Source organism: Winogradskyella eximia (assembly GCF_003386165.1).
GTDB classification, from domain to species: Bacteria; Bacteroidota; Bacteroidia; order Flavobacteriales; family Flavobacteriaceae; genus Winogradskyella; species Winogradskyella eximia.
The window spans coordinates 488613-503145 of the sequence record NZ_QRDV01000002.1; the positions used below are offsets into that span (position 1 = coordinate 488613).

Annotated in this window: 14 protein-coding genes; 13 read left to right on the plus strand and 1 reads right to left on the minus strand. The window is 31.7% G+C overall.

Translation table 11 applies throughout. The features are described 5' to 3' along the window. Positions 1–20: 20 nt before the first annotated feature. From DFQ10_RS07830 to DFQ10_RS07890, 13 genes are all read left to right on the plus strand, one after another. A complete protein-coding gene (locus DFQ10_RS07830; RefSeq protein ID WP_115816844.1) occupies positions 21–431 on the plus strand; it encodes a DoxX family protein in 411 nt (136 codons plus the stop codon). Positions 432–638: 207 nt separating this feature from the next. Beyond that, on the plus strand, positions 639–1220 hold the full coding sequence (locus tag DFQ10_RS07835; protein WP_115816845.1) for a Crp/Fnr family transcriptional regulator: 582 nt from the start codon (positions 639–641) through the stop codon (positions 1218–1220). Positions 1221–1303: 83 nt separating this feature from the next. Beyond that, complete coding sequence (locus tag DFQ10_RS07840; RefSeq protein ID WP_115816846.1) at positions 1304–2194, plus strand: MBL fold metallo-hydrolase; 891 nt, start codon at positions 1304–1306, stop codon at positions 2192–2194. 68 nt (positions 2195–2262) lie between these two features. Next, positions 2263–2652 (plus strand): nuclear transport factor 2 family protein, encoded by a 390-nt coding sequence (locus DFQ10_RS07845; protein WP_115816847.1) that lies wholly within the window; start codon positions 2263–2265, stop codon positions 2650–2652. Between the two features lie 334 nt (positions 2653–2986). Then, positions 2987–3556 (plus strand): Crp/Fnr family transcriptional regulator, encoded by a 570-nt coding sequence (locus tag DFQ10_RS07850; RefSeq protein ID WP_115816848.1) that lies wholly within the window; start codon positions 2987–2989, stop codon positions 3554–3556. 62 nt (positions 3557–3618) lie between these two features. Then, entirely contained in the window at positions 3619–4623 is a 1005-nt protein-coding gene (locus DFQ10_RS07855; RefSeq protein WP_115816849.1) for an NAD-dependent epimerase/dehydratase family protein, read from the plus strand. Positions 4624–5165: 542 nt separating this feature from the next. Further along, complete coding sequence (locus DFQ10_RS18710; protein WP_245940650.1) at positions 5166–5489, plus strand: hypothetical protein; 324 nt, start codon at positions 5166–5168, stop codon at positions 5487–5489. Positions 5490–5491: 2 nt separating this feature from the next. Beyond that, entirely contained in the window at positions 5492–6316 is an 825-nt protein-coding gene (locus DFQ10_RS07865; protein ID WP_115816851.1) for a hypothetical protein, read from the plus strand. A gap of 184 nt (positions 6317–6500) precedes the next feature. Then, positions 6501–7298, plus strand: coding sequence for a Hachiman antiphage defense system protein HamA (locus DFQ10_RS07870; RefSeq protein WP_115816852.1), 798 nt, complete (start codon positions 6501–6503; stop codon positions 7296–7298). Continuing rightward, positions 7295–9784 (plus strand): DEAD/DEAH box helicase, encoded by a 2490-nt coding sequence (locus tag DFQ10_RS07875; RefSeq protein ID WP_115816853.1) that lies wholly within the window; start codon positions 7295–7297, stop codon positions 9782–9784. Before DFQ10_RS07870 ends, DFQ10_RS07875 begins: the two co-directional genes overlap by 4 nt. A gap of 176 nt (positions 9785–9960) precedes the next feature. Continuing rightward, the gene (locus DFQ10_RS07880) at positions 9961–11052 is read left to right on the plus strand and encodes a hypothetical protein (protein ID WP_115816854.1); all 1092 of its coding nucleotides are present in this window, start codon (positions 9961–9963) and stop codon (positions 11050–11052) included. A 60-nt stretch (positions 11053–11112) separates the two neighbouring features. Beyond that, positions 11113–12348, plus strand: a complete 1236-nt coding sequence (locus tag DFQ10_RS07885; protein ID WP_115816855.1) for an ATP-binding cassette domain-containing protein — start codon at positions 11113–11115, stop codon at positions 12346–12348. A 102-nt stretch (positions 12349–12450) separates the two neighbouring features. After that, the gene (locus tag DFQ10_RS07890) at positions 12451–13323 is read left to right on the plus strand and encodes a hypothetical protein (protein WP_115816856.1); all 873 of its coding nucleotides are present in this window, start codon (positions 12451–12453) and stop codon (positions 13321–13323) included. Positions 13324–13387: 64 nt separating this feature from the next. On the opposite strand, the gene DFQ10_RS07895 is transcribed toward DFQ10_RS07890, so the two are convergent. After that, entirely contained in the window at positions 13388–14527 is a 1140-nt protein-coding gene (locus DFQ10_RS07895) for an acyl-CoA dehydrogenase family protein (RefSeq protein WP_115816857.1), read from the minus strand. Between the last annotated feature and the right edge of the window lie 6 nt (positions 14528–14533).

Consider the following 14533-nt stretch of genomic DNA (forward strand, 5'->3'; position numbering starts at 1 on the left):
TAAATAAAATTTAAAGTATAATGACAAATCAAAAAAGCAACAAAGCAATTAATATAGCATTATGGATTGCACAAGGATTATTAGCCGTAATGTTTATCATGGCTGGATTAATGAAAGCTACACAACCGGTTGAAGCACTTACAGAAGCGCTTCCATGGGTAGCAAATACACCGCTTGCATTGGTTAAATTTATAGGAGTTAGTGAACTATTGGGTGGTTTAGGATTATTAATCCCTTCAATTTTCAGATGGAAACCTAATTTAACGGTATTGGCAGCTCTTGGCTTAGCCTTGGTTATGGTATTAGCCGGTGGATTTCATGCCTCTAGAGGAGAGTTCTCTGCAATAGGAATGAATGTGATTTTACTAGGACTTGCACTTTTTATTGCTTGGGGACGAAGAAAAAAAGCACCTATACTTGCCAAAAATTAATGTGAAATTACTGGCTTTATAAATTACGTGAGCTGAATAAAAACGGCATACAACAATGTATAAAAGCAATAGCGGTTCTGGTGTAAACTTGAACCGTTATTGCTTTTATTTAACTATATTGCTTATTGAGATGTAAGTGCAGATAAATCCGCTACTACTCTTATACTAAAGACTAAACGTTGGGCGTAATATTGAAATCCTTCGAATATGACAGAATTACTAACACAAAATATATTAAACCATATTACACTTTCAAAAAAAGAGCTAGAAAGTTTTTGCAGCTTATTTAACCAAAAAGAAGTTAGAAAAAAACATTTCCTCATGCAAGAAGGTGAAATTTGCAAGTTTGAGGGCTTTGTTACTAAAGGGCTTTTTAGAGTATATCATATAGATAGTAATGGCTTTGAACAAGTACTCTATTTTGCACAGGAAAATTGGTGGATTACTGATATCGACAGTTTTACCAATGAAACGCCATCACAACTTTATATTCAAGCATTAGAGGATAGTGAAGTATTATTAATTTCAAAAAAAGATAAAGAGTTTGCTTATAACAATATACCTAAAATAGAGAAACTGTTTAGAGTCATGACTCAAAAAACACATATCGCCTTACAACGAAGAATCATAGATAATTTAAGTAAAACAGCAGACCGACGTTATATAGACTTTATTGAAAAATATCCCAACCTCTTTCAACGGTTAACCAACCTACAGATTGCCGCTTACTTGGGTATAAGCCACGAGTTTTTGAGTAAAATTAGACGAAAAATAGCTAGTAAAAAATAATTAAAAATTCATTTATTGAACTTGTTCAATGTTTTGAAGTAGGTAATGATCGCATCTTTGTACCATCATTAAATACAAACAAAATGAAATCAATTATTTCAACAGCATTATTCACAATTTTAATTTTATTCAAAATGAACGCACAAGCACAAAGTTTTAAAACAATAGAAACAAACAAATTTAAACTTCAAGTTTACAACGCATCAGAAAACAGTTTTGGCGTAGCATCAGTAATTATATCTGGTAAAAACGATGCCGTATTAATAGATGCACAATTTACATTAGCAGAGGCAGAACAAGTTGCTCAAGAAATCAAAAACTCAGGTAAAACCTTAACGACTATTTATGTGTCTCATGGTGACCCTGATTTTTATTTCGGATTAGAAGTATTCAAGAAATATTTTCCTGAGGTTACGGCTTATGCATCGCCTGCAACAATAGAACATATAAAAGCGACAGCTCAAAAGAAATTAGAAGTTTGGGGCGAAAGATTAGGTGATAAAATTACGTTTAACGTTATTTTACCTCAAGTTCTAAAAGAAAATTATATTGAGTTAGAAGACGAAAAACTAGAAATCATTGGATTAGACGATTTCCCAAAAAGAACCTTTGTATGGATTCCATCAATTAAAACAGCTTTAGGCGGAATTAATGTGTTTGGCACAACATTTAATGTATGGATGGCAGATGCACAAACAACAGAAGCACGTAATAACTGGGTATCAATCCTAAATACCATCAGTGATTTAAAACCTGAAATAGTAATTCCTGCACACGCAAATACAAATTCAGATTTTACTATTGATGCTGTAAACCACACTAAAAATTACATTCAATTTTATGAAGAAGCTTTAAAAAGCAATACTACTTCAGAAGAATTAATAGCAACAATAAAATCAAAATATCCGAATTTAACTTTTGAAACAGCGTTAGTGCTAGGAGCAAAAGTGAACACAGGAGAAATGAAATGGTAAAACCTATAACAATTATCAACTTGACATTGCTTTTAGTAGTGTCAAGTTGTTCGTTTAAACAGCAAACTATGACAAATTTAGAAATCATAAAAAGTACATATGAAGGTAAAACTTCAGAAGAAAACGGTAAGAACTTGGCCAAACATGTTGCTGAAAATATCAGTTGGACAGAAGCCAAAGGTTTCCCTTATGCAGGAACTTATGTTGGTTTAGAAAGTGTGACCGAAAATGTTTTTCAACGCTTAGGTAGCGAGTGGATTGATTATAAATTTTCACCCGAAGATTATATAGCAAACAAAGACAAAGTAGTTGCTTATGGCACATATTCGGGCACCTATAAAAAAACGAACAAGTATTTTGAAGCACGGGTTGCCCATATCTGGAAACTAAACAATGGTAAGATTATCAGTTTTGAGCAGTTTGTAGATAGCAAATTGGTTGACGAAGCAATACGTTAAAACACTATGCCCAACACCGTATAATAAGATGGACTCAATTAATCCTTATAAAATAAATGTTGCGATTTATAACAAATGTGCCTGCACCAAGTTATGAATTACTAATTAAAAGAGAATATGAATAGACATTTTAGATAATTAATGGTGTGATTATATTATTCGCTCTAATTTGTGGATACTATGGATTTAGAAAAAAAGCCAGCAGGTAAAACCATGTATAATTAATTGGGTAGTGCACTGCCAACTTACTAGCATTCCTGCGGAACATGCTATCTGTGATATATTTGCTAAATTAGGTGCTTAACCATACACAAACACTATTTAAATCATACCCATGAAAAACTTACACAACTATATCCAATCGCGATGTGCCCTATCGCAAACCGATAGCAGTTTAGTGGAAACCTATTTTACCTCCCAAAATGTACCAGCCAACACCCTACTCTTAGAAGCCGGAAAAACAGAACGCTATGTGTATTTTCTAAGTGAAGGCATTGTAAAAGGCTATGAAAATGTAGATGGTAAAATTGTAGTGCAACATTTAGTAGCCGAACACGACTTTTTCACCTCCCTAGAGAGTTTTATGACTGAAACTCCTGCTCCAGACTATTACGAAACCATTACCGATTGTAAACTACTTAAAATCTCTAAACCAGATTTCGAGTTAATTCAAGCGCAATCGACATTTTGGAGCGACTTTATAAAAACGGTCACCAACGAGCATCTCAATTGCAAAATAGAACGCGTTAAAGATTTCCAAGTATTAACAGCTAAAGAACGCTATCTAAAATTTATAACACAACAGCCTAAACTAGCCCTAAACGTCTCTATAGACAATATCGCTTCCTTCTTAGGTATGGAACCACAATCCTTAAGCCGGATTAGAAAACAGATCACTATCTAACATTTGTTATTTTTCAACACGGCATTACGGCAGACCTTTGCTCAAACAATAAAACAATAGTTATGAGCAAAGACTTAGCCTTAGTAACAGGTGGCAATGGCCATTTAGCAAACAATCTAATCCGTTTGTTACTATCCAAAAACCAAAACGTAAGAACTACCGTTAGAGATTTAAATAACACCGCACCTTTTAAAGGTTTAAATGTTGAGGTGGTACAAGCAGATCTTCTAGACAAAGCAACCCTAAGAAAAGCATGTAAAGACGTCACGCACATCTATGCCGTAGCCGCCAACTTTAGCATGTGGGCAAAAGATCCAAAAACGGAGATTTACGACAACAACCTAAAAGGCACACAAAATGTGTTCGATATCGCCAAAGCATGTGGCATTAAAAACATCGTCTATGTAAGTTCTGTAGCAGCATTAGACTTTAACACCTTGCCTGCTAACGTAAATAACGGTTATAATACAGACCGAAGAAATTGGTATTACAATTCTAAAAACGATTCAGATCAACTGGCTTTAGCCTTAGGTAGAAAATACAACATCAGAACCGTTCTCATTTTACCATCGGCAATGATTGGCAGCCATGCCCACAAACTCAGTTATTCTAACAACTTAGTGTATCAAATTTTAAAAGGCGAAATCCCTGTAGACACCAATGTCACCTTAAACTGGATAGATGTAAAAGATGTGGCTTTTGGCGCATACCAAGCCATGCTAAAAGGCAAAGACCAAGAACGCTATATTCTCTCTAACCCAACACACACCACATTACAAGACAGTGTAAACATAGCGGCAAATCTGTATCCAGAATTAAACCTAAAAACCCCTAAAAAAGTACCCAAATGCCTATTGTACACGGTTGCTGGCCTCATGGAATTCAGCAGTAAACTCACAGGAAAAGAACCCTTATTGCAACGGCATTATTTAGATATGTTTTATGGACTAAAACAAGACTATGACATTAGTAAATCTAAAAAAGAACTCAACTTTAATCCTAAACCATCAAAACAAGCTTTAGAAGAAGCACTGACCTACTTAAAAACGGACTGGAAAGCGCAGTAAAGCAACAAAGAGTATACTATAGTTTAATCATAAAACCACATTGCGAAAGCAAGGTGGTTTTTAGGTGTTATACGGTTTTGTTTTTTATAGTTTACGGCTACGGTTTACCGTAATGAATCTAAAACAGAAGGTTGTAGCTTCGCTTTTGTATTTAAAAAATATACGTAGTTCTACGTATTGATTGACTTATAAATAACGATTATGTTTGTGATAGCTCTTTAATGTATAAATGTTAGGATTAACTTGGTATATTTAGGGGATATGAGTCATAAAAGTTATTATATGACGAGTTGTAAGCAATTTAACCAAACCAATAAACATAAAGAATGAATTTTATTTATAGGCTCTTATTGACTTTCAACGCTACCTCATTGATTATTGTTGTTTATCTGGTAAAAGAAGAAGTTCTCATTAACAATTTGAATTGCTACCTTTTAGGACTTCCAAATTACATTTCCTATGTTTTGTATTTTCTAATTCCAATTTTATTGACTTTTTTAAGCCTTATAATTGCGAGATATTTAAGCAAAGACAATATTTCTATGGGAACTATAAAAAGTATTGAACAAGCTAATAATGCTTTTTTACCAAGTTATTTAGGATACTTTTTTGTTGCACTAAGCATACCATATATTGACACATTAATCTTTGTATTTGCAATTCTGTTTGTTTTTACTTTTTTATCTCAAACATTATATTTCAATCCGCTTTTTTTAATATTTAAGTATCATTTCTATTATTTGACAACCACGAATGAAATAAAAATTTTCATCATTACTCGTAGAGTTTTAAAAGACCCAAAGAACACAGAATTTGAACAGTTAAGAAGAATTAATAATTTTACATTTATAGATTTAACTAAATAATTATGAATCATTTACTTGCCAAAAAATCAAGACAAAACGGACAATTTGTTAAAATAATGTCTGATGAAAATGTATTCGAGCTACCTGATGATTTAGACAATCCTCACGAGTATGATACCGATTATAAATTAGAAGATGATGAGTGGTTTGCAATTGGCGAATTATCTGAAACAGAATATATAATAGACTTTCTTACAAACGATTTTAATTCAGCAGAATATAACCAAATCGTTAATGCAGATTATTCAAGTTTAAGCTATCTATGTTCCTATCAAAATGACCGTTATTACTTTTTTCAAAAATTATCGAAAAGTCAAACCATAAATAGAAAATGGTTTCCATTAAATAACGAACCAGAATTACATTCAGAAAATCCTATTATCGTAATTAAGGATATAGCTGATGCAATTTATGATAAAACTGATGACATATTATATTTCAAAAAATTGACTTCCATCACAACGATTTTTACAGGTATTGGAGAACTTTACCGAGAGGCAACGCAAGCTGATACAGAAACTTTTTTGGAAAATGACTTTATAAATCTTGTAGATGATTATGATGCTACAAAAGTTAAAAAAGCAAATAGAAAAAGAATAGCGATGGCGATGGATACTTTTAATAATTTCAATCCAGCACAAAGAAATTCAATATATGGTTATATTAAAGAATATTGCAATGAATTAGAATTTTCAGATGACGAAGAATGCTTTACTATTGGAACAGAAGAAAATCTTAAACAATTATTATATGGGATTGAACAACGTTATTATACAACTCTAATTGGAAATGAAAAAAGATTAGCAAATTCCGTTACAGCGATGTAAAAAAACTGCTTACAACACCGTGTATAATTCATTGCTAGTTATAGCATACTTACGAAAGTCCTCGCGGACTTTCTATCTGTGATTTATTTGCTAACTTTAGTGCTTAAAACACGCAACGAAATCATACACAAACACGTTAGCAGAAATGAGAAAACTGTAACTAAATAACAAACCACAAAAACAAATGCCAATATCAGGAGTTAGAAAAATCGAAAATGAAAATTACTCAATTTATTATATTGATTTTTTCTCTGACGAATTCAAACAAATTATTAGACAGCAATTACAAGGTATTTGGAGTGGTTTCTCTGAAGCAGATAGTTTACCTGAATATTATTCTTATAAACACACATTAGAATCTTTTTTAGAACGTTTCACGCCAAAGTCAATTGAGACTAAAAAAGGAATGATTGGTGAGTTATTAGCACATATTTTACTTAATAATGAGGATAATAATTTAACATCATTATCAATTCTAAAAAACAAAGAAGAAAAAAGTATAAAAAAAGGATTCGATATTATTTATTGTCACCTTGATCAAGATAAATTATGGTATTCGGAAGTCAAATCCGGGAAAAGTGAATCTGGAACAGACAATTCAACTTCTTATAATCTTATATTACAAAATAGAGCAAAAACAGGAATTGCAGCAATGATTGATGAAAATCGAAATTCCCTTTGGGAAAGTGCTCTTTATGATGTTTCTGCAATGATTAAAGAAGATGAAGGAAAATTAGAATTAAAAAAATTACTTTCTGATGATTCACCTAAATTAAATCCAATCCAAAAAAAGAATGTAATTCTAATTTCTGTTTTATACCATAATCTTATTGATGAAATTGAAGAAGCTAGTGTTTCTAATTTCTTAAATACAACCAAAATTGAAGATATATTTGAAGATGTTATAATTATTTCAATTCAAAAAAATGCCTTTGAAACAGTTTCAAATTTCCTAAGTAGTGAAATTACTAGTGCAATATGAATAGTGTAAAAGAAATATCGCTAAAAGAATATAGAAAAGTTTTAAAAAGCGAACCTTCGACTTACTTTCAAAAAAGTTACATAAAACTACAACTTGGAGAAAATTTAAATAATACAGAAATTTTTCATTTATTAAAAAATGCTATTATATTTTCAAATTTTGGAGATTTAGATTTACAAAAACTTGGATACAAAATCATTGTAACTTATTCAAATAAATATTCAGATTATAAACCTTTATATGATTTTGCGATTAACAAAGGGTATATTCCTATATCGAAGTTAGTTGAATCAAAATATTCTAATGATGATTTACACAATCATTTCTTCAATCTCTTTTTTTCTGCATTTCAAGAAAATTTCAGAGAAAAGAATTATTATATATCAAATGGACAAAAAAAATTAATTGAGTTCTCTACAGAGAATAACTCAAATTTTGTCCTTGTAGCACCTACTTCTTATGGGAAATCAGAAATTATAGTAACCAAAGTTTTCTCTAATTTAGATAAAAAGGTTTGTGTTATTGTACCAAGTAAAGCTCTTCTAGCACAGACCAAAAAAAGACTATTAAAAAATTCAAGTGAAAATAATCTTCAAAGAATTATTACTCACCCAGAAATGTACAAAGGAAGTGAAAGAGATTTTGTTGCAGTTTTGACTCAAGAACGGCTTTTACGCTTATTACAAAAAAATCCTTCTTTAAAATTAGATATTGTACTTATAGATGAAGCTCATAATTTATTTGGTGATAAAGAAGACGATGGTAGGTCTATTCTTTTGGCACAAACAATAATAATATTAAAAAAGAGAAATGATAATATAATCCTCAATTTCTTCTCACCTTTCATATCAAATCCAGATAATTTAAAAGTAAATCAAATAAATTATGAAATTACATCTCAAAATACTGAAGAATTTATAAAGACTGAAAAATATCTAATTTGTGATCTATATGAAACATCTGGTGAATTAAAAATTTACGAGCAATTTTCAAATAAATTTATAAATACTTCGACTTATTATAATAATACAATTGATTTGTTAAATGGTGAGAAATCAAGTAAAAATATAATATATCTAAATCGTCCAAAACATATAGAAGAATTTTCAGTTGAACTTGCCAATAATAATACTAATAGCGAAATAATAAATAATGAAATTGTAGCCACAATATCAGACTTTATTCATCCTGACTATAATTTAATAAAATGTATTAAAAAAGGTATAGTTTATCATCACGGAGGAATGCCTGAAATAATTCGCCTTTATGTTGAGAAAATTTTTAGTGAAAATAGTAACCTGGAATTTGTAATTACAAGCTCTACTCTATTAGAAGGAGTAAATATTCCTGCCGAAAAAATATTCTTGCTTTCTACTAAAAAAGGACGTAAAAATTTATCCACTTCTCAATTTAAAAATTTAATTGGTCGTGTAAATAGATTTAGTGAAATATTTAGTACTGAAAATGGTAATTTAAAACTGCTTGAGCCTAAAGTTTATGTAATCAAAAGTAAATTCGAAAATAAAAGAGCAAATATTGAAAATTTCATAACTACAAGAGCACGTACCGAGATAAAAATAAATGATGAAGTAAATAATTTATTATTAAAAGATAAGGATACATTAAACGAATCTCAAAAAGACAATCTCAATAAGTCTTTAGAATATTTAGAAAACATTGAACCTAATTCAACAGATTTAGAAGATGTAAATTATGTCCAATCTGAGATTGCAAAATTGTGTTTTAAAAACAATATTTTTGATTTTGATATCAAGCTATCAGAACCAAGATTAATAATGAATCTTGCTAATTACAAATCTACTTTATTTCCTATAATTAAAGATAGTAATCAATTAATCGAAGCTATATATTCTATATTTTTCAATGAAATTAATATTACTGATAATAATATTAATCGTTTAAAATATCCTGCTGCAAGAAGATTCTATGCTATGATTTTAAATTGGAGGAGTTCAAGTGCTTCTTATAAAGAAATGATAGGCAGTTTTATAAGTTATTGGAGTTCACTGAGAGGAGAAAACTTATTGATTTATGTTGGAACAAAATGGGGTACAGACAAAAGAAATTTCACAGACCATCAACCTCTTTATATAGATTTAAGAAAAAGGGATAATATTGATAGAATAAACATTGCAATTATTAGAATAAAAGAAGAGCAAGATTTTGTAGAGTTTAATCTTTTAAAGTATATAGATATACTTGCTGAATTAAAACTTATTGATATTGACTTTTATGAACAAGTTAAATACGGAAGTTCTGACAAAAGAATTATTACATTATTAAAAAACGGTTTTTCTATTGAACTTGCTAAAGCTATTACAAAGGAAGAATACCAAAACTTAGTTGTTATAAATTACCTACTAGATAAAATAATAATTAGAGACGAAATAATAAATGAAATGGAAATAAATGGAGAGAATAAAATTCTTATTTTCGAAATAAAATATCATATAAATGAACAATAAGTAACTTCTGTCAACACCGTATATAATCCATTGCTAATTCTAGCCTACTTACGAAAATCCTCTCGAATTTCATATTCAATTTGTATTTACTAAATTACGTCCGTAACCAAGCCACACCCAAGCGCAGCACACAAGCAAAGCAAACCATACACAAACAAATTGCCAGTAATCCCAAAATGAACGCAGAATTAGAAAACCTACAAGCGACAATAAAAAGAAAATACAGTTTTAAATACAAACCTGAATGTTCTGAATCTTTTAAAACAGACATTAAAGAGAGTCAAATAATTCCGTTAACCATTGAGGTTTTTAAAATATTAGAATGGCCTGTTGTTTTTAAAGATAAAAATTCCGTTGAAGCTAAAATAAAAGCCAACTGGAATAAACTGACCGAGAAAATAACCATTACAAAAAAGGTTTCTGGGAGAATAGAAGTTCATAGCAAAACTGTTAAAGGTGGAAATTTTACTGATTTCGGTAGAAATTCAAAAAGAACAGGTTTATTTATTCTCCTTTTTAAAAAATTAGCCACTGAATATAATGAAAGTGGAAAACTTGTAGAATTAGAAACAGAACTAGAGCAACAAGACAGTTGGGCTGATTATGAAATTCCAACAGAATTACCAAAACCCAAAGAATTTCCAAAACCTAATGTAACGTTATCAATAATTGGTGGTCTCATTATCGCGATTCTATTTGGATATTTTGTTGCATTTTTATCTGTTTATTTCATCTATATTATTGGCATTTATGAACTCTGTATTGGCATTGGCATCGGATATTTATTTGGAGAAGTTTTAAAGAAAACTAATTACGTTGAATTTAAATCAATTCAGTTTATGGTTGGTGGCATGTTAATTATAATGTTTATTACCAGTCAGTTTACTGCGTACAAATGGATGATTTCAGAAAACAATATTCCTGGAATTGGCTTTTTCGAATTTATAAAAATGCAATTGGAGCATGGCTTAACTCTAAAAGATTTAAATACAGGATGGATTGGACTTACTTTAAGTTGGCTGTTTCAAATAGTGTTTCCTTACTTTTTAGCGATTGCAAAAATTGCAGGAACTACAGCCAATTTTATAATTGAAAAAATTCCAGAAGAGGTTCTCGAATACACAATTTATCTTTTTGATATGGGAAAATTAGAAAGTGAAGTAAGAGCTGAACTATCACAAAAAGGTTGGAAGAAAAGATCGGATCAAGACGATGTTTTTCAAGCTATTGCAGAGATAAGCGCATTTCAACAAATGAATAGAGAATAAAAGGAACAACCACTAAAACCATAAGAAAGCGTACAACTATACTTCCCAATTAAAGAACACATGACACCATTACATCAGCATTACGCCATTGAAGACACTGCACATTCACCACAAAAGCATTGGTTATCGCACTTACTTAATGGCTCGTATAAATTACCAGGATTAGAAGGCAAAAAAGGGGTGTTGTTTTCAAATTCTATTTTAGAAACCTATATCCAAGAAGAAGAAAAACACGATAATTTTGAGTTAACATCGGGAAAAAACAGAAGCCTTAGAACATTATCTACTGGTGAGCAAAAAAAAGCATTATTGGCTTATTTACTGCAACAAAATCCAGATTTTATAGTATTAAACAATCCTTATGAAACCTTAGACAAAGCGTCTGTGTCTCAATTGAAACAGCAATTAATAGCCTTGTCTAAAGACAGGCCTATTGTATTTATTTTCAACAGAAAAGATGATCTCTTACCCGTAATCACCCATGCCATTACTTTTGAAAAAGCGGAGCTTAAAACCGTAGTACCCATTGCAGACTATCATTTTAATAAAAAGGAATTTGTTTTTAATAAAGACATTCCACCTGCAATAACAGCCTACTCCAATATGCCAGAAGTGCTCGTAGAGCTTAAGAATATACAGGTGAGTTATGAGGATCGTTGCATTCTAAAAGATATCAACTGGACCATTAAAAAAAAGGAATTCTGGCATTTAATAGGTCCTAATGGCTCTGGTAAAACGACCTTACTATCTATGATTTATGGAAACAATACCAAAGCCTATGGCCAAGAGGTATATCTCTTTGGTAATAAAAAAGGCAGTGGTGAAAGTGTTTGGGAAATAAAACAGAAAATTGGATACATAAGCCCTTCAATGTTAGACTTATTTAAACGAAGCTATACCGTAGAGCAAATGATTATTTCGGGCTTTTTTGATAGTGTTGGCTTATATCAATCACCAACTACGGCACAAATACATACGGCTGCACAGTGGATGTACGTTTTAAATTTAAGTCACCAAAAAAACACGGCATTTCTTAAATTATCACCAGCCGTTCAACGTTTAATATTAATAGCCAGAGCAATGATTAAGCATCCTCCTTTATTAATCTTAGATGAGCCCTTAATTAATGTCGATGATGAAGGCACAGCACTTATTTCTGCGTTAATAAACAAAATAGCAAAAGAAAGTGAGACCAGTATTTTGTTTGTTTCACATCGCGATGAGCCTAATATCCATCCAGATTTTACCTATGCCCTTTACCCTTCTCCCAATGGTTCTCTAGGTGTCCAGAAATAACAACTAGCGCAGTGTTGTGTTGCTAGTTGGCTATGCTTGGATGAATTCGGTTTTTATTTGCTAAATTAGGTGTTTAACCAAGCACTTTGCAACACAGAAGAAATGACACTAAATAAAATTTATAATATATGGAGTTTAACTAGTGAAGATGAAGACATTCAAACTCAAAATACATCCAAATTTTATGACATTGTAAACGACATTCGTAATTCAAAATACATCTGGTCAAAACAAGACATGGATACTTTCAAAGCATTTTTAAAGCATAATGAGAAAAAATGGTTTGTTGTAAATCTATTTTCAAAATTAGACATTATTCCAGAGCAACTATTTCAACCATTTATTGAAGCGGCAATCCATGAAACAAATCCAAGTGCTAATAGATATTTTATTGAACCGTGTTTAAGAGTTTTTGGTTTTGAACGCGTATTTGAATCCTTAAACCTACACTTTCAAAATGGAAATAATGAAACAAAAATAGGTGTTTGCAAAGCTTATTATTGGGCAAGATCACCACTTGTAAGCGTGAGTAAAGGTGATGGTCCTTGTGAAACTAAAGGGTATCACCTTAAATGGAATGGTCATTATTACAGTGATTACGATAGAGATAAAGAAACGCATTATGAAATGACTGCATCTGAAGTTTCTAAATGTAAAGTTGTATTAAAAACATTACGCATAGCAAGAAGAAAATTATTGCTAGAAGAGTTCTTAAAAAATAAAGATACTGATGTGCGTTATCAAATTAAACTTCGTTTACCTGATGACATATCCTCTTTTTCATCAGAAAATAAAGCATTAGCAAATCTGTACTTTAAAGTTTTAGCGAAAGATGTTGTACCAGACAATTATGCCGATTTACAGTTGAAAAAAAGATTGGGGATTTTTGGGAACAATAAATTGATTAGATTCTTTTTAAAAAAGAAAAACGATCGAATTAAGAAAAAAGGATTGATAACCTTAAAAAACAAATAACGTGTTAAAATATTAGGTTGAGAAAAACTGGCGAAGCAAATCACACAAAAACACATCTAAGATGTTACAATTTCAATAAAAAGTCTCCAGTAAAATGCTGCTGCTCCTTTTCGGGCAATGTATGAAAACTTGCAGCTTGTACATCACGGAAGAGTCGTTCAAGGTGATGCTTTCTATAAAAACTTTGTCCACCTACAATGCCCATAGCTTTAGCCACCGTGTCCTTGCAGGCATTAGCAACCAATGTCTTTCTAGTCAATATATCAACACCCATTTTAGCTTCAGGCTGAAAATCTAAATTATTGGTGATGGCAATCATATCGTTATGAAGCACCTTAGCCAAGGTAAGGCTATTGTTCATATCTCCTAGCATAGTAGTAATATGAGGTGATTTACGTTGTTTTACTTTTAACGTGTCAAGCGTAAGCGTCATGGCTTTCTCAGCAATGCCAACATAAGGTGCCATAGTCAATGGTAATGCAACGGTAAGCACAGCATTCCAAAACATTGGAAATTCGCCTTTCAATCTTTTCATTACAATAGCAGCATTAGGAACAAACACATTGTCAAGGGTAACCGTCTGCGAACCAGTTCCACGCATACCAAGCGTATACCAATCATCTAATAACGCAATGCCTTCAGAAGTCATAGCAATTGTAAAGTGGATAACCTGCCAACCTTCTTCTGGATCATGATAAGGCATGCTGGTCACCAAAACATCTCCTTGTGAAGATTGGCTAGCAAATTGCTTCCGACCCGAAACCAAATAGCCTGTATCCGTTTTTATCATAGTGCCATTAGAATCAAGCCAATCACGTGCACCTGTACTCACCAAGACCAGATTGTTCTCAACCACGTCTTTTAGAAATGAACCTCCAGTGCCATGGTGTGTATATTTCCAAATATTCGCAGCAAGAAGATGTTGATGCATAGAAAGTGCCAATGCCGTAGATGGGCAATAATGGGCAATTTTCACCAATATGTCGCACATCTCCTTAAAGGTCACTCCACCTCCACCCAAGGCTTTAGGAATCATGGCCGTTAAATAGCCATTTGTTTTTAACAAGGCATAATTATCGGCCACAAATGTAGCGTTCTGGTCATGGGTAATGCCGTTTGCTGCCAATTGTTCGCCTAACGCGTCTATAAGAGACAACCAGGATTGGGAAGAGGCTTTTGTTGCTTTAGTTTTATGCATTTCCATAATTAG

Excerpts from the sequence above, each read along its gene's own strand:
- DFQ10_RS07830 (WP_115816844.1), top strand. The coding sequence starts at position 21 with ATGACAAATCAAAAAAGCAACAAAGCAATTAATATAGCATTATGGATT.
- DFQ10_RS07835 (WP_115816845.1), top strand. The coding sequence starts at position 639 with ATGACAGAATTACTAACACAAAATATATTAAACCATATTACACTTTCA.
- DFQ10_RS07840 (WP_115816846.1), top strand. The coding sequence starts at position 1,304 with ATGAAATCAATTATTTCAACAGCATTATTCACAATTTTAATTTTATTC.
- DFQ10_RS07845 (WP_115816847.1), top strand. The coding sequence starts at position 2,263 with ATGACAAATTTAGAAATCATAAAAAGTACATATGAAGGTAAAACTTCA.
- DFQ10_RS07850 (WP_115816848.1), top strand. The coding sequence starts at position 2,987 with ATGAAAAACTTACACAACTATATCCAATCGCGATGTGCCCTATCGCAA.
- DFQ10_RS07855 (WP_115816849.1), top strand. The coding sequence starts at position 3,619 with ATGAGCAAAGACTTAGCCTTAGTAACAGGTGGCAATGGCCATTTAGCA.
- DFQ10_RS18710 (WP_245940650.1), top strand. The coding sequence starts at position 5,166 with ATGGGAACTATAAAAAGTATTGAACAAGCTAATAATGCTTTTTTACCA.
- DFQ10_RS07865 (WP_115816851.1), top strand. The coding sequence starts at position 5,492 with ATGAATCATTTACTTGCCAAAAAATCAAGACAAAACGGACAATTTGTT.
- DFQ10_RS07870 (WP_115816852.1), top strand. The coding sequence starts at position 6,501 with ATGCCAATATCAGGAGTTAGAAAAATCGAAAATGAAAATTACTCAATT.
- DFQ10_RS07875 (WP_115816853.1), top strand. The coding sequence starts at position 7,295 with ATGAATAGTGTAAAAGAAATATCGCTAAAAGAATATAGAAAAGTTTTA.
- DFQ10_RS07880 (WP_115816854.1), top strand. The coding sequence starts at position 9,961 with ATGAACGCAGAATTAGAAAACCTACAAGCGACAATAAAAAGAAAATAC.
- DFQ10_RS07885 (WP_115816855.1), top strand. The coding sequence starts at position 11,113 with ATGACACCATTACATCAGCATTACGCCATTGAAGACACTGCACATTCA.
- DFQ10_RS07890 (WP_115816856.1), top strand. The coding sequence starts at position 12,451 with ATGACACTAAATAAAATTTATAATATATGGAGTTTAACTAGTGAAGAT.
- DFQ10_RS07895 (WP_115816857.1), bottom strand. The coding sequence starts at position 14,527 with ATGGAAATGCATAAAACTAAAGCAACAAAAGCCTCTTCCCAATCCTGG.